The 19772-nt window shown below is 44.1% G+C and carries 20 protein-coding genes; 7 read left to right on the top strand and 13 right to left on the bottom strand.

Annotated elements, in window-relative coordinates; all coding sequences use genetic code 11:
- Positions 1-178: 178 nt before the first annotated feature.
- On the top strand, positions 179-526 hold the full coding sequence (locus AC1DRQ_RS16050; protein WP_477425672.1) for a helix-turn-helix domain-containing protein: 348 nt from the start codon (positions 179-181) through the stop codon (positions 524-526).
- A 13-nt stretch (positions 527-539) separates the two neighbouring features.
- Here the strand turns inward: AC1DRQ_RS16050 and AC1DRQ_RS16045 are convergent, their stop codons facing one another.
- A complete protein-coding gene (locus AC1DRQ_RS16045) occupies positions 540-1661 on the bottom strand; it encodes a Fic family protein (RefSeq protein ID WP_477425671.1) in 1122 nt (373 codons plus the stop codon).
- Positions 1662-1871: 210 nt separating this feature from the next.
- Here AC1DRQ_RS16045 and AC1DRQ_RS16040 point away from each other — a divergent pair, with 210 nt between their 5' ends.
- Together AC1DRQ_RS16040 and AC1DRQ_RS16035 are read left to right on the top strand one after the other, a co-directional pair.
- The gene (locus tag AC1DRQ_RS16040) at positions 1872-2333 is read left to right on the top strand and encodes a hypothetical protein (protein ID WP_477425670.1); all 462 of its coding nucleotides are present in this window, start codon (positions 1872-1874) and stop codon (positions 2331-2333) included.
- 62 nt (positions 2334-2395) lie between these two features.
- Positions 2396-2806, top strand: a complete 411-nt coding sequence (locus tag AC1DRQ_RS16035; RefSeq protein WP_477425669.1) for a winged helix-turn-helix domain-containing protein — start codon at positions 2396-2398, stop codon at positions 2804-2806.
- 259 nt (positions 2807-3065) lie between these two features.
- Here AC1DRQ_RS16035 and AC1DRQ_RS16030 read toward each other — a convergent pair whose 3' ends face one another.
- From AC1DRQ_RS16030 to AC1DRQ_RS15975, 12 genes are all read right to left on the bottom strand, one after another.
- Entirely contained in the window at positions 3066-3947 is an 882-nt protein-coding gene (locus tag AC1DRQ_RS16030) for a helix-turn-helix domain-containing protein (protein ID WP_256539303.1), read from the bottom strand.
- Positions 3948-3952: 5 nt separating this feature from the next.
- A complete protein-coding gene (locus AC1DRQ_RS16025; protein ID WP_477425668.1) occupies positions 3953-4396 on the bottom strand; it encodes a nucleoside deaminase in 444 nt (147 codons plus the stop codon).
- Between the two features lie 386 nt (positions 4397-4782).
- Positions 4783-5868: an NADH:flavin oxidoreductase gene (locus AC1DRQ_RS16020; protein ID WP_477425667.1), complete on the bottom strand. Its 1086-nt coding sequence runs from the start codon at positions 5866-5868 to the stop codon at positions 4783-4785.
- Between the two features lie 176 nt (positions 5869-6044).
- Entirely contained in the window at positions 6045-7451 is a 1407-nt protein-coding gene (locus AC1DRQ_RS16015) for an efflux transporter outer membrane subunit (protein ID WP_477425666.1), read from the bottom strand.
- 17 nt (positions 7452-7468) lie between these two features.
- Positions 7469-10672 (bottom strand): efflux RND transporter permease subunit, encoded by a 3204-nt coding sequence (locus tag AC1DRQ_RS16010; protein ID WP_477425665.1) that lies wholly within the window; start codon positions 10670-10672, stop codon positions 7469-7471.
- Between the two features lie 11 nt (positions 10673-10683).
- Positions 10684-11820: an efflux RND transporter periplasmic adaptor subunit gene (locus tag AC1DRQ_RS16005; RefSeq protein WP_477425664.1), complete on the bottom strand. Its 1137-nt coding sequence runs from the start codon at positions 11818-11820 to the stop codon at positions 10684-10686.
- Positions 11821-11936: 116 nt separating this feature from the next.
- Complete coding sequence (locus tag AC1DRQ_RS16000) at positions 11937-12644, bottom strand: TetR/AcrR family transcriptional regulator (protein WP_477425663.1); 708 nt, start codon at positions 12642-12644, stop codon at positions 11937-11939.
- 40 nt (positions 12645-12684) lie between these two features.
- Positions 12685-13050 (bottom strand): hypothetical protein, encoded by a 366-nt coding sequence (locus AC1DRQ_RS15995; protein ID WP_477425662.1) that lies wholly within the window; start codon positions 13048-13050, stop codon positions 12685-12687.
- 255 nt (positions 13051-13305) lie between these two features.
- Complete coding sequence (locus tag AC1DRQ_RS15990) at positions 13306-13959, bottom strand: NUDIX hydrolase (protein WP_477425661.1); 654 nt, start codon at positions 13957-13959, stop codon at positions 13306-13308.
- A 52-nt stretch (positions 13960-14011) separates the two neighbouring features.
- Positions 14012-15100: an NADH:flavin oxidoreductase gene (locus AC1DRQ_RS15985; protein WP_477425660.1), complete on the bottom strand. Its 1089-nt coding sequence runs from the start codon at positions 15098-15100 to the stop codon at positions 14012-14014.
- Positions 15101-15137: 37 nt separating this feature from the next.
- A complete protein-coding gene (locus AC1DRQ_RS15980; RefSeq protein WP_477425693.1) occupies positions 15138-15782 on the bottom strand; it encodes a DsbA family protein in 645 nt (214 codons plus the stop codon).
- Between the two features lie 459 nt (positions 15783-16241).
- A complete protein-coding gene (locus AC1DRQ_RS15975) occupies positions 16242-16613 on the bottom strand; it encodes a winged helix-turn-helix transcriptional regulator (protein ID WP_477425659.1) in 372 nt (123 codons plus the stop codon).
- A 92-nt stretch (positions 16614-16705) separates the two neighbouring features.
- Between AC1DRQ_RS15975 and AC1DRQ_RS15970 the strand changes: the two genes are divergently transcribed.
- The 4 genes from AC1DRQ_RS15970 to AC1DRQ_RS15955 form a co-directional block, all read left to right on the top strand.
- Complete coding sequence (locus AC1DRQ_RS15970) at positions 16706-17251, top strand: NAD(P)H-dependent oxidoreductase (RefSeq protein ID WP_477425658.1); 546 nt, start codon at positions 16706-16708, stop codon at positions 17249-17251.
- A 92-nt stretch (positions 17252-17343) separates the two neighbouring features.
- A complete protein-coding gene (locus AC1DRQ_RS15965) occupies positions 17344-17895 on the top strand; it encodes an NAD(P)H-dependent oxidoreductase (protein ID WP_477425657.1) in 552 nt (183 codons plus the stop codon).
- 99 nt (positions 17896-17994) lie between these two features.
- A complete protein-coding gene (locus AC1DRQ_RS15960; RefSeq protein ID WP_477425656.1) occupies positions 17995-18552 on the top strand; it encodes a transposase in 558 nt (185 codons plus the stop codon).
- Between the two features lie 121 nt (positions 18553-18673).
- The coding region (locus AC1DRQ_RS15955; RefSeq protein WP_477425655.1) for a site-specific integrase at positions 18674-19772 on the top strand (1099 nt) is incomplete at its 3' end.

Genomic DNA, 19772 nt, shown 5'->3' with positions numbered 1-19772 from the left:
GCTAAACCTCATGCCTTTATATTGGATTACCCGTGCTACAGCCTTATCCATTCAGGCTTAATACACAAAAATCAGAGTAAACCTGCTGAGACATCTGATGGTAGGCAAGTAATAGAGATGGTAATAAAGAAGGTAATAGAGATAATGGTTACCGGTTGGTGATGGTAAATTTGCAACTATGAGTATAGATAAAAATACGCGTTTGATTGATCTGACCGTCGCTGATTTAAAGGTCATTATAAAAGAATGCATGACCGGGTTCATGTCGGTTGATGAAACCTTAAATGACGAAGACGAAATTGGCGGATACGAGATCGCCGAAACAATAACCGGGTATTCCCGTCAAACGCTTTACCAGTTAAAATCTACCGGAGAATTACCTTATATAGGTTTACCCGGCGGGGGTATCCGGTTTTCAAAAAAGATGTTAATGAACTGGTTGCTATCTCATCAAAAGCTTACGCACCAGGAAATAGAGGAAAAAGCGGAAACCCTGAAACTTAAGCGTAAGCTGCGAAGAAAATAATGTTTAGCACAAATTATTCAGATAGTATCCTGTACAGTTCCAGATTTAGGTAATAGTTACCTTTACCAATCACTCTTTTTTCCAAAACCCCCATGTCTGTTAACTGGTCAAGATATTTTCTGGCAGTATTTTCCGCATAAATATTGCCACCAACAAGATGCTTTACCCGCGTGTAAGGTTGGGTAAATATGGCGTTGACCAGCGATTCGGGGCGTGCGATGTCGGTATCTTCGATGATGGCTTTTAAAATGGCATCTTTTGCACCAACGATGTCGTTGATCTTGTCATAGGTGATGTTCGATGTCACCTCGACAGCTTTCAGCATATACAACAACCAGCTCTTCCAACTTCCTCTTTGGGTTACCCCGGCAAGTCCGGCGTAGTAATCTTCTTTATGGTCCATGATGTAACGGCTTAAAAAAAGGATCGGATAATCCAGCAAGCCTTTTTTTGTCAGGTAGTGAATGTTGAAAATTCTGCCGGTGCGGCCATTGCCATCGCGGAAAGGGTGTATTGCTTCAAACTGGAAATGACCGATGGCCATTTTGAGCAATGGGTCTATGGCATAAGTTTTGTCGTCGTTCAAAAATTCGATCAGGTTGTGGAGTTTTGCTTCGACTATTCCTTTGCCCCTTGGCGGCGTGTAGGATACTTTCCCAGCATTTGGCCCGGTGCCGCCCTCTTTGATAACAATTTGGGCGATGGGTGTTCTGATGCCATCATTAAACTGGCTGACTATCCGGTACATTTTCACAAAGTAATTTTCGTCAAAAATCTGCTCTTCCTTTAAATACGTATAACCTTCCCATAAAGCTTCCCGATAATACAGTACTTCTTTGGACGGCCCGTTTAATTGCTGGATTTGTTCTTCACTGTAGGCCTGGTACAATTCATCATCAGTTGTAAAGATATTTTCTATTGCGCTGGATGCTTTCGCTTCCTGTAAACTAATGGAATTAATAAGCAGCCCTTGATTTGGAATGACGATACTTCTGCCCTGTAAGCGGCCAAGCGCGGCTTTGGCATTACCCAATTGACTGTAAATTTCGACATCCTCATAGAGGTTTTTGTCAATTGGCAGTTCCGGCAAGGTATTCCAGGGAACATTCCGGTCAGGGTTTATCGGGTATGGCATAATACAAATATATACTATTGACCTTAAAAATTAACTATTTTAATGTCAATGAGTTTAATGGCATTAAAATCATCTCGGATGATATTGACTACCTTAAAATAATGCAATTTTAAGGTATAACTTAAATTTCGCATTAACACGTCTTTGGAAACCATATTAACATAACGAAGTTTTATTAGGTAATACTGTCGGTACACTAAATTTTTAAGAATGGCACGTACAAGAATCCCTGAGAAAAAACAAATATCTATTGGTCGCATGCTTTTAAACGGAGCAATCAATATCAGACAAACCTCCCGGCAATTAGCCATTTCCAGAAACACAGTGAAAAGTTATATCAAAAAATACAAGGCATTTGCCGATAACCGTCCAGGCGGAGCAGTTTATCAAGATGTTGGAATTCCCGTTTTCAAAATCGAATATCCACAGAATGATAAATATCAGGAATTGATAAACGTCTTGTCATTATTAATAGGTTTAGATAAACCCGCCAGCGCAAAGGATGTCTGGCAATATCAGCGGTATATCCAGTCTGGCTACGTAATTTGGCGATTTATCCAAAAGGTTACAATCGCTCCGCGTTTTGCCTGCATTTTTCAAAATGGGCAAAAGAGAACAAAGTCGTGCTTCGTCACTTTTTGCAAGTGCTTACGATACCTGCGGAAGACTTGAAAATATTGAAACGATGGCGTAGATCCTCCGACAGACGTAAATGGGAACGGTCAGTGGTCATCATGGAGTCTTTTCATTCTAAATCGGCGGCTGATATTGCTATTAAGGTAGATCGCGGCGCTGATAAAGTATCGGATTGGATCAGGGACTACAAAGCAAAAGGCATTAAAGGATTCGAAAAGCAACCCCGTCGTGCGAATAAGGATATCATAAACGGAATCAAGGAAAAGCGCGACAATTTGGTAAGGCTAATTCATGAGTCCCCCAAATTACACGGGATCAATCGTACATCCTGGTTTCTGGCAGATTTATCTGCCGTTTATCAAAAGGTATATGGCATTTACATATCCGGCTCCACCATATCGGCTTATCTTAAAAAAGAGGGTTATGTTTACCGCAAGACAAGGGAAGTGTTGACAAGTCCAGATCCCAACTTCCGGGAAAAGATCGTAGCTCCTTTTCTGGAACATTGATAATAGAGTCAGCACCCGGGTGTGGTTATTTACTTTGCAGATTTGGATATTGATAGATATATTGGATAAACCAATAGGACTGACCCCTTACCGCCAATTTCCTTTCTTTTTCTAGAAGATTGAACTTAAGCACTAGAAGGTGGTCATTTTGAAATTGGCCAAACGGTGTCAATCAGGTGTGGTTTATCCACTATATTCAACTTTATAAATTTCTGAGCGCCAAATTAGGTATTGAATTCTTAAAGAATTTTGAGCCTGATCAAGATGCCCCCCGGTTAAATCCTATCGTATCCCTGTAAAATTGCGGCGAAATATCTGTTTTGCCTTTAAAAACCCGGCTGAAATAATACTCGTCCTCATAGCCGAGTTCCCACGCGATTTCTTTAATGGTCTTATCAGTAAGATATAATTCCCTTTTGGCCTCAATAATGATCCGTTCGGTGATCAGGTCTGATGGTGTTTTATTAAAATGATTTTTGGTGATCCGGGCAAGTGAAACCGGCGTTAGATTTAAAATATCGGCGTAATCGCTTGCAGAATGTTTTAACCGGAAATTGTCCTCGATCGCGTTTTTCAGGTTCTGGATCAAAAAATGTTGTTTACTGTTGGTGTTATCAGCATCCTGAAGGGTTTGCTGTTCAAGTTTTATCCTGGTGGCCATCACCAGTAATATTTTCACGTAAGAGACAAGCACCTCATCTTTCCTGAACTCTTCGTCTTTTAATTCATTGGCTATTTGTTCGATGAGGTTTAAGATCGTTTTTTTACAGCTTTTGTTGATGCAGACAAATGGCTGTTCATAGATATTGTTAAACAGGAGGCCGTTATTAGCTATTTCTTTATGGTGCCTGTAAATACAGAAAAAGTCATGATGAAACTGGATCGCGATACCCGTCAAAGTCCCTTTTGACAGCAACATAAATGGCTGGTAAGGATAGAATGCGAAAAGGGTATTTTCCTGGAAGGAATAGTCGCACATATCAACCCTGGCCAACCCTTCACCGGAAGTGATGAAGATGAGCGTGAAATAATTATTCCGCTGAATATGATCAAAATAGCTGTTATTGTCGAACTCAAATAGTTTGAACGACAAATTTCCGTTCTGCTGATTGACGAGTGTATATACAGATTGAGATAACATGGTACTTACGATTTAATAAATGTTTTACTGAACTGTTCGCTGAGGGCTTTACACTCATCCGAACAAATTCCGCTGGTGATCTTTGGACCGGTTCCCCATTTTGGTACGTCCGCTGTAGACAGGATATTAAATCGGGAAGTTGAACCACCAATATATGGTACAGAGGCCCCATATATCAGTTCAGGGATCTTGTGATGCCGGATCACGTAGGAACACATGATGCAGGGTTCATGCGTAGTATACATGATCGATCTTTCCAATTGGTCTGCATGTCCGTTTTTTACAGCATCCCTTACCGCTAATATTTCCGCATGGTTGGTAACATCACCCGAGGACCTCCCTGATTCTATACCGGTGCCGATCACATTTCCATCAGAAACGATGATCGCGCCCACAGGTGGATTGCCGGCCGCCAAAGCGATCTTAGCAAGCTCTAAACACTGGCGCATGTAAATATTATATTCCTCCTCCATGAGCTCCATTATAACGTTTGCCCCATTGGAAATTGGGATGGCACAATACATAAAATTACTTAAAAATAAATAATCATGGTGTACGCACAGGTAACCACTGCAAAGATGTGGTAGTCTTCCTTACCGGGGAATGGACAATTTTTACTTTATGATGGATGATTTTTTAATTCAAAAGCCTTGCTGTTTCCTGATATTGCAAAATTTTTGAGGCTGCAAAATTCAAATGCTGGCAGTTTGTCCGGCACATAATAAGCCGCCCCAACATAAATCGGGAACGGCTTTTCTGAGATCAGTCATTAGTAAAATCATTTCCTTCCAATAAAAACATAGCGGTAGAGCTCTGCTATGGCAGGTGTTATTTATCAGGAGCCCGGGCGTACGAAAGTTTGCCATCCCCGCATGGTTTCGATAAAGCGCTCGCTCAGTCCGCCCTGGCGCAGATATTCCGCTGTTACCGGCATCTTTGGGCTTTCGTACAGCGGGTTCGCTTTGACCTGAAGCGGGAAATCCCGCTGAAGAATGCCCGCCCGCGCGATCAGTACGAAGTCACAGCCTTCATCCAGTAATTCGCCCGCACGCTGCGCACTGTAGATCTTTCCGGCTGCCCCTAAACGGACGCCCTTGCGGGGAAGTTCGGTAAATATGCTGAGCAGGGTCTTTCCCTGGAATGTTCCTTCTCTGACGACCTGGGCCGAATCCCATAAGGCCAGGTCCAGGTAGTCGATGAGCTCACGATCAAAGATCTCTGCGGTGATCTCCCGCAGTTCCTCCAGGCGTAGTCCATAACGCTCGATCGATAAGCGCCAGCCGATCTGGAAATCCGGTCCGCAGGCCCGGCGAATACCCTCAATGACCTCAATCGTGAAACGCGCGCGGTTCTCTATGCTGCCGCCGTATTTATCCGTCCGGTCGTTCAGATTCGGCGACAGGAATTCTGAAAGGATCCATCCGAAAGCTCCATGAACTGAAACGCCGTCAAACCCTGCCAGCTGAGCTCTTTTGGCCGCCGCTATAAAACTGTCACGGATCCGCTCAACCTCTTCGGTCGTGATCGCTTTGACACCTTTTACCGTTTTGTCTGACGCAGGCGCGGGAATTCCCCCGACTTCCGGAACGGCGCGATGGCCCGCGTGGTGTAACTGCACTGCCGATAAAGCGCCGCCTTCGCGGATCGCTGTAGCCATACTGGTCAGCCCCGGCAAGTGGTCATCACTATGAATTCCCAGCTGTCGCTCAAACGCGATACCCCCGGCTTCTACAGTAGCCGCGCTGGTTTGGATCAGCGCGTAACCGCTTTGCGCAAGCTGCTCAATCCAAAATTGATCATATTCGGATGCCGTGCCGTCAAATTCACTTTGCTGGCTGGTCAAAGGGGCCATCATGAAACGGTTTCTCATTGCCTTGCCGTGCAGCAAAGTAAGGGGTTTGAATAGATCACAGACTGCCATTTCGATTAAGTTTATTGATATTGTTTTTATATACTCTATGACAAAGATGCCCAGGAAATTGCCCCTATAGAATGGATGATTTGCACTATCTAATGGATGATTTTGGATATCGTACAAAAAAAGCCACCCCAACCGAAGTTGGGAATGGCTTCCCTCACATCACTCATCAATAAAGATTATTTCCAGCCACCGCCAAGCGAGCGGTAAAGCTCTGCTACGGCACTTAACTGCTGGCGCTTAACAGAGGCCAGTTCGAGTTCACTTTGCAGCACATTACTTTGTGCCGTAATCACCTCCAGGTAGTTAGCCATGCCATTCTTAAATAACAGGTTGGCATTGCCTGTAGCCTGCTGCAGGGTGGTTACACGATTTGCAGCAATGGCCTGCCGTTCTTTCAATTTTTCAATTTTTACGAGGGCATCCGATACTTCACCAACGGCATTGAGTACAGACTGGCGGAATTGCAGCACGACCTTCTCGCGCTCAATTTTTGATACCTCGTATTGGGTTTTTAATTTTTTGCGGTTAAATATGGGTTGCAAAACACTACCCGCTACCGTGCCGAATAAGGATGCCGGTATATTGAACCAGTTACTGGCCTTTAAGGAGTTTACGCCACCCGCGGCTGTTATATTCAGCACGGGATACATGTTGGCTTTATTGAAACCAACATTTGCATTGGCGACATTAAGCGCTAACTCGGCACTCCGTACATCCGGTCTGCGGCTCACGACTTCTGATGGCAGCCCGGTCGGCACGCCCTCTGTTACCCTAAGCTGATCTAAACGCGTATTGCGTCCGATCTGAGCAGGCAAAGCACCGGTAAGGATGCGCAGGGCATTTTCCTGTATGGCGATGTTCTGCTCAAATTCGGGCACCAGTTGAGCGGCTGCCAGTTGCTGTGCTTCAGCCTGCTGAACAGCCAGGGAAGTCACCTGTCCCGCCTGCAACTGCAATTTGATAATTTGAAGCGTGCTATCGTTCAGCCTTACATTGCGACGGGCAATGTCCAGCTGTTCGTCCAGCATCAACAGGTTATAATAGCCTTGTGATACCGATGAGACGATATTGGTTTGGATCGCCTTCCTGGCTTCAGCCGTTTGCAGGTATTGAGCCAGCGCGGCTTTACTCTGATTACGGATCTTACCCCAGATATCGGCCTCCCATGATAACGAAAGATTAGCGTTGTAATCTTCGATATGGTTAGTACCTAAAAACTGGCCTACGGTTAAACCATTCAAACTATTGTTTGACGGATTGCTGGTATTCGCCGAAACGTTCAGGTTGACCTGTGGCGTGTAATTAAATTTGGTCTGTTTGAACAGCAGCCGCGAGGATTCGATGTTTTTTAATGCGATCTGCATATCATAATTGTTGCTGATCGCACTATCGATCAGCTGTTGCAGGGTAGCATCAGTAAAAAAGTTTTTCCACTGTATGTCAGCAATGCTGCTTGTATCGGCAGTGGCAACGGCATTCCTGAAAGCAGCAGGCAATGCCGGTTTCGGTGTCTCTATGTTCCTGGAAACGTTGCAGGCGCTTATGATCATCAGTAAGGTGAGCCCGCTTATTATTTTTTTCATTTGTTGAGATATTGATATTATGATAATTCCGGTTCTAACTGTTTGATGTCATGCCCGTCTTTAGCATCGTCCGGATGCTTTTCAACCGGTGCCCCGCTAACTTTTTCCTGCAGGTGCTGGAATATGATGAACAGGACCGGTATAATGAACAAGCCTAATAACACACCGGATACCATGCCGCCGGCTGCGCCAATGCTGATAGAATGGTTACCCTGCGCAGATGGCCCTGTAGCAATACTCATCGGAAACAAACCGGCCACAAACGCAACCGAGGTCATGATGATCGGGCGGAGCCTGAGTTTCGCTGCTTCTATCGCTGCTGAAACCAGCGACTGCCCGGCCTTTCTTCGCTGAACGGCAAACTCCACGATCAGGATCGCATTCTTAGCAAGCAGACCAACCAGCATGATCAGGGCTACCTGTACATAGATGCTGTTGGAAATACCGGTTAACCCGATGGCCACAAACACACCGAATATTCCTGCTGGCAGGGATAAGATTACCGCCAGTGGAAGGATATAACTTTCGTATTGCGCTGCCAGCAAGAAGTAAACAAACACCAGACATAAGATAAAGACAAGTGTTGACTGCCCCCCGGATGCGATCTCTTCACGCGTTTGACCGGAGAATTCGTAGGAATAGCCTTCCGGCAGTTGCTTTGCAGCTACTTCCTCAACCGCTTTGATAGCAGCACCGGAACTGAACCCGGTCTTCGGTATGGCGTTGACCGAGATTGAGTTAAACATGTTATATCTGGAAACCGTCTCTGATCCATATACACGGGTTAGTTTCACCAGCGTGTTCATTGGAACCATATCACCCATTTTGTTCTTAACAAAAACACGGTCTATGGATGACGGATCCGCCCGGTCAACAATATCCGCCTGCACCATCACGCGGTAATATTTACCAAAACGGTTAAAATCTGATGCCTGGGCGCTACCGAAGTAAGCCTGCATGGTTTCCAGGATATCTTTTACGTTGACACCCAGCTGACCTGCTTTGTCATCATCGATTTCCATCTGTAATTGCGGGTAGTCTGCTTTAAAGCTGGTAAAGGCTACGCCAATTTCAGGACGTTTCATTAATTCTGCGATAAACTGCTGGGAGATATTACTGAACTTATCCAGTTTACCACCTGTTCTGTCCTGCAACACCAGGTCTAATGCTTCCACACTGCTAAAACCCGGAACTGTCGGGAAACTGAAAACGAATGCACCGGCCCCGGTAATTGCACTCATTTTACCTCTTGCCACGTCCATAACCGCATCGAGGTTTCTTACTTTACCCCGCTCTTTGTTCGGCTTCAATAAAATGTATATGATGCCTTTGGACGGACTCATGGAGTTGGTCAGTACGTCAAAACCGGAAATGGCGGTCACAAAGCGCACAGCATCCATTTTCTTTAAGCTGATTTCGGCCTCCTTCATTACCTTTTGAGTACCGTCCAGTGTGGTACCGGATGGTGTATTTACAGCAATAGCGATGAATCCCTGATCTTCGGTGGGTATAAATGCGGACGGCGTAAATTTGATCATCACGACAGTGGCCACCGTTACGAGTGCTAAACCAGCCATGCTGAGCCATTTATGATTGATCAGGAATTTTAAGCCGCCTATATAACGATTGGTGATGGCGTTAAAACTGCTGTTGAACCCAATGAAGAACTTTTCTTTAAAGCTTCTGTTGACAGCTGTTCCTTCTACATGATCGTGCGAATGGACATCTTTCAGGAACAATGCAGCTAATGCCGGGCTTAAAGTTAAAGCATTCACTGCCGAAATGACGATTGCTATGGCCATGGTAAAGGCAAACTGGCGGTAGAACAGGCCGGTTGAACCTTCCATAGAACCCACCGGCACGAACACGGCCGCCATCACCAACGTGATAGAGATGATCGCACCGGAAATTTCATGCATGGCTTCATGGGTAGCCGCTTTCGCCCCCAGACCTTTATGCTCCATCTTGGCATGGACCGCCTCGACGACCACGATCGCATCATCCACTACGATACCGATGGCCAGGATCAGCGCAAACAGTGTCAGTAAGTTGATCGAGAAACCAAAGATATGCATGAAAAAGAATGTGCCTAATATCGCCACGGGGACAGCAATAGCCGGGATCAATGTCGACCTGAAATCCTGCAGGAACAGGAATACCACGATGAATACCAAAACAAATGCTTCTATCAATGTATCTTTAACCTGGTCAATTGATTCATCCAAGGCTATTTTAGTACTAAAAAAGATCTGGTGTTTGATCCCTGCCGGAAAGCTTTTCGAGGCCTTTTCCATCGCTTTCCTAACCGCAATCTGCGTCTCATTTGCGTTGGCACCTGATAACTGAAGGATACCGAGGACCACGCCTTTTTTACCGCTTAAACGCGTTAAGCTGTTGTAAGAAAAAGTACCTAATTCCACTCTCGCCACATCTTTTAAGCGAAGTACTGATCCGTCGGCATTGGATCTGATCGCGATATTCTCATATTCTTCCGGCTTGGTTAACTTACCTTTGTATTTGATCACATATTCGAATATCTCCTTACTGTGCTGACCGAATTTACCCGGCGCGGCTTCCAGACTTTTATCCTGGATGGCACGCGTCACTTCGTCGGGAGTGACCTGGTGGGCCGACATTTGTGATGGGTTTAACCATACCCGCATAGAATAATCCTTGGACCCGCCGTATATACTTGCCTGGCCTACGCCCGGAATACGTTTTAATTCAGGGAGGATGTTGATCTCTGCATAATTGCCCACAAAGGTTTGGTCATATTTGGATTCATCCTCTGTATACAGGCCGATACCCATCATGAAGGTAACGTGTTGCTTAGAAGTGGTGATCCCTTGCTGGATAACTTCAGCGGGTAAATGACTTAATGCCTGTGATACCCGGTTTTGTACGTTGATCGCTGCCTGGTCCGGGTTAGTGCCCAGTTTAAAGTAAACGGCAATCGATAAGGTACCATCATTACTGGCAGTTGAATTCATATAGGTCATATCTTCAACACCGTTGATGGATTCCTCCAGCGATGGTGCTACGGAACGCAACACGGTTTCTGCATTCGCGCCCGGATAAAGAGCACTTACCACTACTGAGGGCGGTGCAATATCGGGGAACTGTTGTATGGGCAACTTGATCAAACTGATCACACCCAATATCACCAGTATGATGGAGATCACTGTCGCCAATACTGGTCTTTGTATAAATACTTTGAACATGGTCGTAAAACTTAGTTTTTGTTAATTAATTGGGCTGTTTTATCCGCGGCTTTGTCCGGGTGAATCTCCTGCCCGTCCTGCAAGCGGTCAAAACCGCTCAGTACGATCTGGTCGCCCGACTTTACACCATCTTTAATGAGATATTTGTCGCCGCTTTTGCCAATGACCGAGATCTGCGTTTTGGCTACTTTGTTATCTTTGCCGACTGCAAAAACAAATACCTTATCCTGCATCTCTACGGTGGCAGATTGGGGTACCAGGATGGCATCGTCATGCTGCAGGCCCAGCCTGATCTTACCGGTATTACCCGAGCGTAAAATGCCGCTGGCATTTGGAAAGCTGGCTCGTAAAGTGATCGCTCCGGTGTTTTTATCGAACTGACCATCGATCATATCAATTTTACCCTTTGCAGGATACGCGGACTGGTCAGCCAGAACCAGTTCAACCGGCGGTAAATGTTTGATCCTGTCAGCAGGCGTTTTGCCTGGGTAATGCAGGTTGAAACTGTTAAAATCATTTTCTGCCAAAGCGAAGTAAACATGCACCTCGTGGATATCAGACAGCTGCGTTAAGGCGATCTGGTCAGCAGGGGAAACTAAGCTTCCCTGTTTCTTGGGAATGCGGCCGATATAACCGCTTACGGTTGCTTTAACATTGGTATAGCTTAAATTGATCTGGGCCGACGCAACATTTGCCCTGGCCTGTTCTGCATTCGACCGGGCGATCTGAAGCGTGGTCTTTGCGGTTTTTAGCTGAAAATCTGAAACGACCTTATTCTCTACGAGCGGGGTGAGTTTATCCACTTCCAGTTGCGCGTTCAGGATTGCCGCTTCAGCAGCGTGCAAGCTTGCTTTGGCATTATTTAACGCCTCTTTAAAAGGCTGCGCATTGATTTGGAATAAGGTTTGCCCTGCAGAAACATAAGCGCCCTCGTTAACTAAAACACTTTGTAAATATCCGCTGACCTGTGGGCGGATATCAATATCTACCGCACCCTGAATGGATGCCGGGTATTCCTGGAAAGTAGTTTCGGAAGCACTGGCGATAGTGCCTACCGGCAATGACGGCGGCGGGGCCTGGGGTGTTTGCGGTGTTGATGAACAGCCGTATAATGCAATGGCGACAAGCGCTAAAATGATATTTTTCATTTGATTAATTTTTTAATGATGTTAATTGGAAGAATCAGTACTGCCTGATGGCAGACAATGAGTTAAATCGGTTAACGGCGAAAAATAAAAGAACACCGTTAACGAAGGGTCAAAAGCTAAGTTGCTTTTGCAATGGAATTGATGATATCGCTTATCGCGACTTTCAGTACCTGGTTATTCATTTCATCGGAATACCCTCTTTTCAAGATATTAATAGAAATTAGCCCGTGAACAACAGACCAGAAAGTGTAATATTTTAAGCAGATGACATCCGGGGAAGGGTTAGCCGAATTCATCAGGCTTACGATCACTTCCCTGAATTGGTTAAGCGGATTCTTGGACTCCGGCAGCTCTTCGACTACACCACAGCAACAGTTGATCTGTACACCGAACATGAGCTGGTAGAGTTCCTGGTTCGCGAATGCGAAGTCCCAGTAGGCCAGCCACATCGCTTCCAGTTGACTTGCCGGAAGATCGTGCTTATTTCGGGCCGCCTGTATATCTTTTGACAGGATCAGGTAGCCGCGCCTCGTGAGTTCAAGCAATATGGCTTCTTTGTTATTGAAATATTCATAGATAACGGGCGGCGTATATTCAATTGCATCAGCAATTTTGCGCATGCTTAAAGACTGCCATCCTTCCTCAATCGCGATGCGCAGCGATGCATCCAGGATATTGATCCGGGTTTCATCTTTTAAGCGTTGAATTCTGTCTTTACTTGCCACTTTTGTGTTATTAAATTGTCTAACGGCGTTACGAAACGGAAACTTTGTTACTTGTGTTGATTTCCTTAAAGTATTTCGATTAGCCGGGAATAAGATCACTGCTCCCGGATCTGGCCGGAAACAGTGATCAGTAATAATTTTAGAAGATCAGGATGTTATACCCCTCATTTCTCAGGTTAAGGAAACTTGGAAGTCCTGGTGTTCCGGGTACTTCGTTATCACCCAACAGGTCGTAACCCGATACTTCGGTTCCGAATACAGCAACGCAGCCATTGGAAAGCCCGTGAACATGATCCTTCACTTCCTTATAAAGCCCGTAAACCGGATGCTCAGGTTTTTCCAGTTGCTCAGGCCACCTGATGCCGGCACCTTGGAAAATAATTTTTACATCTTCACCTGCATGTTTGAATTCATATGCCGATGCCAAAGCGTTGAATACGCGTCCGAGTGCTTCTTCTGAACCAGCCTTGGGATCAGACAGAATTATGATAGCTGTTTTGCTCATATTATCTTTTGTATTTATTTACAATGCAAAGATGCCCTGCTATTCATTCGTCATGAATGGAGGATTCCTACTATCTAATGGATGATTTTTTATAAAGCTGGCACCGTTGCGCTAACAGAAATGATTCATATGACAGACCGGCTTTCATTGACCAGCCACATCATTTTTTGAAAATAAAAAGGCCTGCAAGTAGAATACTCGCAGGCCTTTCCATATGGTTTGACAGATACTAAGGCGACGGTGAAACAGACAATATCACCTTTCAGTGTGCATAAGATCAGCGTTTATAACTGACAATAGTTCACGGATCATTTTAGCCGTGGCGCCCCAGATCTTGTGGCCCTCTACTTCATAATGCGGTGTTAAAACCCGGTCACCAGGAATCAGGATTTCGCTGCATCCGACGCTGTTTGGCTCCCAAAAATGATCAATCCGGGTTTCAAAAACAGCTTTGACTTCTCTGGGATCGGGCAGGAATTCCGGCCTGTAATTGAGGTAGCCGATGACCGGAAGCACCAGAAAATCGCTTGGTGCGATATAGATCTCGGTGAGCGTTCCCAATATTGTTACGTCTGCTATCTTCAACCCGATCTCTTCCTGCGCCTCGCGGAGCGCGGTTTGGATCAGATCGCTGTCAGTCACTTCGTGCCTGCCGCCCGGAAATGCAACCTGCCCCGAATGAACGCCATCATAGGAATTCCGCAATATCAAAGGCAAATAGATCCCATCCCTGAAAGGATATAACAACATTAATACAGCGCTCTTCCGGGATCCTTCGTTAGGTTTGATACCAAGATATGCCGCGGATGTGGCTTCCATCATCTGGTGAGCCGCTTCACCGGGAAGCTGCTCTTTCAGGTTACAACTAAGCTTTTCTATAAATGAAGAGAATGTTTTTTTTGCAGCCATATCAGGTATTTTAAAACGGTTCATTGCCGTAGTGAGAGTTAGCAGCCATTGATCACGGCGAGTTTGGAAAAACGATCGTCTGCCATCCCCGTAAGTGATTGATAAAGCGCTCGGGAAGTCCTCCCTGACGTAAATGTTCTGCCATCACCGGCATTTTTACGCTTTCGTAAGCCGGGTTTGCCTTTACCTGAAGCGGAAAGTCCCGCTGAATAATTCCTGCCCGCGCGATCAGCACAAAATCGCAGCCTTCATCCAGCAACTCTCCGGCACGCCGGGCGGTCATGATCTTGCCGGCTACACCCAGGCGAACGCCCTTGCGGGGAAGCTCTGTAAAAAGACTGAGCATGCTTTTTCCCTTGAATTGTCCTTCGTGAACGACCTGGGCTGAATCCCATAAAGCCAGGTCCAGGTAGTCGATCAGCTCGCGATCAAAGATATAAGCGGTAACAGCACGCAGTTCTTCCAAAACCAGTCCATATCGCTCGATAGATAAGCGCCAGCCGATTTGAAAATCAGGGCCGCATTCCCGGCGAATACCCTCGATGACTTCGATTGTCAGACGTGCACGGTTCTCCAGGCTTCCCCCGTACTTATCATTACGGCCATTCAAATAGGGTGACATAAATTCGGAAAGGATCCAACCAAAAGCTCCGTGTACGGCGACGCCATCGAACCCTGCGAGCTGGGCTCTCTTTGCGGCCGTGATAAAGCTGTCGCGGATCCGCTCCACCTCTTCGGTGGTGATCGCATCAACTCCAGGTACCGTGTCGCTCGAAGCGGGTGCAGGTATACCTCCTAAGAGCGGATTGGCACGGTGTCCGGCATGGTGTAATTGCACTGCGGACAAACCGCCGCCCACTCGTATGGTTGACGCTATCCTTGTCAGCCCCGGCAAATGTTCATCGCTGTGAATACCAAGCTGGCGGGCAAACGCAATGCCACTTGCTTCCACAGTAGTAGCGCAGGTTTGGATCAGTGCATAACCGCTTTCTGCAAGCTGTTCGTACCATATATGGTCAAATTCGGATGCCGTACCGTCGAATTCACTTTGTTGATTTGTAAGCGGTGCCAGCATGAAACGGTTTCGCATGGCCGGACCATGTAGCAACGGCAGCGGCTTAAACAGATCAGATACAGCCATCTTGATTATATTTTACTTTATACATCATTTCTATTGTTTAGCATTCACAAGTATCACCTGAACACGATCCCCCGTTACTTGGCAGCAGAACATGTTGACTGTTTAACCAATCGTTGACAACGATTTTCAGGCCGTCATAATCCTGGAATCCACGGGTGATGACTTTAATGTTTCCGTTATCGATGGTAAGCAGCGTCGGAAAGCCCTGAACGCCTAGCTGACGGCTAAATTGAAAGCCCTGATTTGTTTTTAGCTTCATTTCTTCGGAATGGAACCGCTCCAAAAAGACCGGCTTCTCAACGCCGATTTCTGCAGCCAGTTCTGCGAGTACCGCGCCATTGGTAATATCCTTTCCTCCTACGTAGAATGCTTTTTGCATCAGGCTCAGAAACACGAAGTCCTGATCAGGCAACAATTCCTTTATCACCATCAATGCACGGCTTGACGGTTCGGTATCATAGCGGAAGGTATCAGAGATGAACTTCATCGAGTGATCGAAAAACTGTCCGCTCCGCGCGTTTACATTGTTCCAGTGATAAGCCAGGAATTCCTTATACTCATCGTCAACAACTTGCTTGCTATAGGGCGAAAATCCGCCTGAAATGATCTCAAGGTCTATATCTTTGTAGTTCTCTTTCAATTTTTTTACGGCAGGACTAAAGCCATAGCACCACGAACACATTGGGTCTGTGAAATAATACATTTTCATAATTCCAACTTTTACTTCTGAATAGTTTTGTTTACTTAGCAAAGGTGCTGTGTCAATCCTTTTAATAGAATGGAGGATTTTTACTATCTGATGGAGGATTTTTTAAAAGTTGACAAGTCCGCATTGACTTATTGCCGGGAGTGATGAAGGACGCTGACCAGGGTATTTGGCATAGGCATTCACACGATTAAAATTAATGTTGTGCTGTCAGGTAACAGCTTATCCGATGAGACAATTCAGCAGATGTCAAACTGCATTATTCCTGATAAGTCAATTTCTTTAACGGGGTAAGATAGCCAAGGACAGGGGAGCCGTGATTTTCCGGATGATATGGAAACGCCATGGTTTTGAGATATCAGGTTATTTTGCATTCCCAGGAAATATTGATGGAAAGATAGCATATATCAGCGGTATATCCAAGCATTGAGCCAATTAAGTATTTGATCCTTTAATGCATTGCCTGTGTTTTTCCCCCCAGCTTTCGAGCAATTGAATGATGGGGGCCAACTCATAGCCTATAGAGGTTAACTCGTATTCCACCCTGACTGGYACTTCAGCATAAACTGACCGGCTAATGATCTTATGGTCTTCCAGTTTCCGGAGTTGTAGGGTGAGCATACGTTCCGTGATGTTTGGCAGGGATTTTTTCAGTTCGCAAAATCTAAGCTTACCATTGATCAACCAGGAACAGATGGGGATAGCCCATTGTCCGCCCAGGAGGATGGATGCGTAAACCTCTGAACAATGGTCAGCCAGGGCCTGCTTGTTGGCAAAATTGGTGGATGTTTCTTTGATTTTAGACACTACTTACATTTTTTATAGTACCCTACAATGGGTTGCTAATGTACACTATCTAAATAAGCGCACCTACCTTTGATGCATAATTTGACTATAATATGAAAACATTAATTATCGTAATCCATCCCGATATTGAAAATTCTGTAATAAATAAAAGATGGGTCAGAGAGTTAGAAAAATTCCCGGAAAGGTATCGTGTACACCAATTACACGAGGTTTATCCTACACAGCAATTTGATATAGCGGCAGAACAAAAGCTGATCGAAGAACATGATCGGATCGTTTTGCAGTTCCCTTATTATTGGTTCAATTGCCCGTTTTTATTAAAAAAATGGATGGACGAGGTGTTTACACGAGGCTGGGCATATGGCAGTCAAAGTGGCCATAAGTTAAAAGGAAAAAAATTCGCCATTGCTACATCATTAGGTCTAAAGGAAGAAGAAGTGCAGCCTGGCGCAACTTACAAGTATTCGCTTGAAGAAATAACCCGGCCTTTTGAATTAACATTTGAGTATTTAAAAGCAATTTACAAACCTCTTTTTGCTTACTACGGAATGACCTATAATCCTTCGGAAGAATGGGTTGAAAAAAGCGTGCTGTTATACCTTGATTTTCTGAATCAATTGGCTGCTGACAATGATTAGCTAAACGCCGCATAACCAAATTTTGCAATTGCATAGATAAAGTTTAAAGACAATTTTCTGTCGACACAGGTGTGCGACATAGTTTATATAATATGAAAACTTTGATTATCGTCATCCATCCTGATATTAATAAATCAGTAATAAATAAGAGATGGGTCCAGGAGTTAGAAAAATTCCCTGACAAGTATCATGTACATCAACTACAGGAGGTGTATCCTAACCAACAATTTGACATTGCAGCGGAACAAAAACTGATCGAAGAACATGATCAGATCGTTTTTCAGTTTCCTTACTACTGGTATTATGTACCTGCGTTGTTAAAAAAATGGATGGACGAGGTTCTTACGTATGGCTGGGCATATGGCACCACCAGCGGTTATAAATTAAGGGGGAAAAAAATAGCAATGGCTACCTCTGTTGGCTTAAAAGAAGAAGAGCTGCAAACTGGTGGGGCTTACAAGTATTCACTTGAAGAACTAACCCGCCCATTTGAACGTACATTTAGTTATGTAAAAGCCGATTACCAGCCGCTATTTGCTTATTATGGAATGGCTTATAATCCCTCAGAAGAATGGATAGAAAAAAGCGTTCCGTTGTACATCGATTTCCTGAGTCAGCTAACTGAGGGAACCAACGCGGCCTAACTACGGGAAATAATAACAATACCGGAAGTTTTGATAAATGATTAAATAACTTAAAATATATTTTATTAATCTCCGATAGAAACGGAATGGTCGGCTTAATTGGTCAAGAGGAGCGAAAGAAAAACGTTCCCGCAGATTCAAAAAAGCAAAGGCTGGACTATATGTACGGCGGCATTGGAACTATCTCAAAATCAGATCACGCATTTCTATTCACAAAAAAAAGATACCGAAGAAATGGTCAAACTCATAGACCTGCTACTAATCAAATATCAAAATGAGGAAAAACTTTACTTTTCCTGGGATGCTGCATCCTGGCACGCCTCTAAAAAGTTGGTCAGCTATATTGAGCAATTGAATAGCGACAGTTACCGGCTTGTCCACAAGACACCATTGGTGGAATTGGCACCACTCCCGGCTTCTGCACAATTTTTAAATGTGATTGAATCTGTATTCAGTGGACTGGCTAAATCCATTATTCACAATAGCGATTATACAAGTCTTGACGAATGCAAGGCAGCTATCACCTTATATTTTCAAACCAGGAACAATCATTTTATATTAAACGCGCAAAAGGCAGGCAACAAAATATGGGGCAAAGAATTAGTTGTTCCTACATTCAAAGACAGCCATAATTGTAAAGATCCCAGGTATAGGTAAAACGGTCGCAATAAAACAACTCGGGACTACATAAACCGTCTTCTATGTGGCGTTAATAGCACGTTTGACATATTTTGATTTGAAAAGATCTCTTGTAAGCTTTAGCGAAATTTTAAATTTTATGTTAGAAAAAAGCTTCGGTGTATTTTATTACTTAAAGCAAGCTAAAAATCAAAAGGATGAAAAAAGATATGTTTATCTCCGCATTACAGTAGATGGCATTCATCGTGAACTTTCAATTAAAAGGCAATGGGCGCTTAGCCAATGGAATACATCGTTTGGTAGAGCCATAGGTGACAATAAAGAAACAAGGGAATTAAACTCTTATCTGGATCTTATTTTAAGCAAGGTTTATCAAGCAAAAACCAAACTATATGAACGCAATAAGCCCGTAACTGCTGAAACTATAAAAGAGGTACTTTTAGGAAAAGATGAAAAGAAATATTTCATTAAGGCAGTGTTTCTGGAACACAATATTCAAATGAAAGCTTTAGTAGGAAAAAATGTTGCTGAAGGTACGCTAACTCGATATAAGACAGCCTACTCGCATATAAGCAATTTTATTAGATGGAGATATGAAAAAGAGGATATGGAACTAGGAGAGTTAAATTACGAATTTATAGACCAATTCTTATTCTGGCTTAAGAGCGAAAAGAATTGCGGGCACAACACAGCTATAAAGTATTTAGGCAACTTTAAAAAAATTATAATCGGAAGTCTGAAAAGCGGACTATTAAAAAAAGATCCTTTTCAAGGTGTTAAAATCAAACGCATAGAAGTATATCCTACTGTCTTAACTAAAGAGGAAATAGTTAAAATAATTAATAAAAGGTATGATATTGAAAGACTAAAATATGTGCGTGACATATTTCTGTTTAGCTGTTACACCGGACTGTCATACATTGATGTATATAGATTACAAAGCTCTGATATAGTAACAGGAATTGATGGAGAAAAATGGATAATGACGGCCCGAAAAAAGACAGATTCCCCTACAAGGCTTCCATTACTTCCTTGTGCACTAAAGATTTTAAAGCGATACAAAAATCATCCGAAATGCTTAGATAACGGAACTATTTTGCCTGTCCTGACAAATCAAAAAATGAATTCATACCTGAAAGAAATAGCAGATACATGTTGCATAAAAAAGAAACTTACTTTTCATACCGCCAGGCATACTTTTGCCACAACGATAACGCTCAATAATGGAGTACCAATGG

This window comes from Mucilaginibacter sp. P4_E8 (assembly GCF_056401495.1).
This window is presented reverse-complemented; position numbering and strand designations above follow the sequence as displayed.

What these genes read in the sequence shown, in the direction of transcription:
- AC1DRQ_RS16045 (WP_477425671.1), bottom strand. Translation starts at nt 1,661, where the DNA reads ATGCCATACCCGATAAACCCTGACCGGAATGTTCCCTGGAATACCTTG.
- AC1DRQ_RS16030 (WP_256539303.1), bottom strand. Translation starts at nt 3,947, where the DNA reads ATGTTATCTCAATCTGTATATACACTCGTCAATCAGCAGAACGGAAAT.
- AC1DRQ_RS16025 (WP_477425668.1), bottom strand. Translation starts at nt 4,396, where the DNA reads ATGCGCCAGTGTTTAGAGCTTGCTAAGATCGCTTTGGCGGCCGGCAAT.
- AC1DRQ_RS15970 (WP_477425658.1), top strand. Translation starts at nt 16,706, where the DNA reads ATGAAAACATTAATTATCGTAATCCATCCCGATATTGAAAATTCTGTA.
- AC1DRQ_RS16035 (WP_477425669.1), top strand. Translation starts at nt 2,396, where the DNA reads ATGGAGTCTTTTCATTCTAAATCGGCGGCTGATATTGCTATTAAGGTA.
- AC1DRQ_RS16015 (WP_477425666.1), bottom strand. Translation starts at nt 7,451, where the DNA reads ATGAAAAAAATAATAAGCGGGCTCACCTTACTGATGATCATAAGCGCC.
- AC1DRQ_RS16040 (WP_477425670.1), top strand. Translation starts at nt 1,872, where the DNA reads ATGGCACGTACAAGAATCCCTGAGAAAAAACAAATATCTATTGGTCGC.
- AC1DRQ_RS16020 (WP_477425667.1), bottom strand. Translation starts at nt 5,868, where the DNA reads ATGGCAGTCTGTGATCTATTCAAACCCCTTACTTTGCTGCACGGCAAG.
- AC1DRQ_RS15980 (WP_477425693.1), bottom strand. Translation starts at nt 15,782, where the DNA reads ATGTGTTCGTGGTGCTATGGCTTTAGTCCTGCCGTAAAAAAATTGAAA.
- AC1DRQ_RS15990 (WP_477425661.1), bottom strand. Translation starts at nt 13,959, where the DNA reads ATGGCTGCAAAAAAAACATTCTCTTCATTTATAGAAAAGCTTAGTTGT.
- AC1DRQ_RS15965 (WP_477425657.1), top strand. Translation starts at nt 17,344, where the DNA reads ATGAAAACTTTGATTATCGTCATCCATCCTGATATTAATAAATCAGTA.
- AC1DRQ_RS16010 (WP_477425665.1), bottom strand. Translation starts at nt 10,672, where the DNA reads ATGTTCAAAGTATTTATACAAAGACCAGTATTGGCGACAGTGATCTCC.
- AC1DRQ_RS15985 (WP_477425660.1), bottom strand. Translation starts at nt 15,100, where the DNA reads ATGGCTGTATCTGATCTGTTTAAGCCGCTGCCGTTGCTACATGGTCCG.
- AC1DRQ_RS16050 (WP_477425672.1), top strand. Translation starts at nt 179, where the DNA reads ATGAGTATAGATAAAAATACGCGTTTGATTGATCTGACCGTCGCTGAT.
- AC1DRQ_RS16005 (WP_477425664.1), bottom strand. Translation starts at nt 11,820, where the DNA reads ATGAAAAATATCATTTTAGCGCTTGTCGCCATTGCATTATACGGCTGT.
- AC1DRQ_RS15995 (WP_477425662.1), bottom strand. Translation starts at nt 13,050, where the DNA reads ATGAGCAAAACAGCTATCATAATTCTGTCTGATCCCAAGGCTGGTTCA.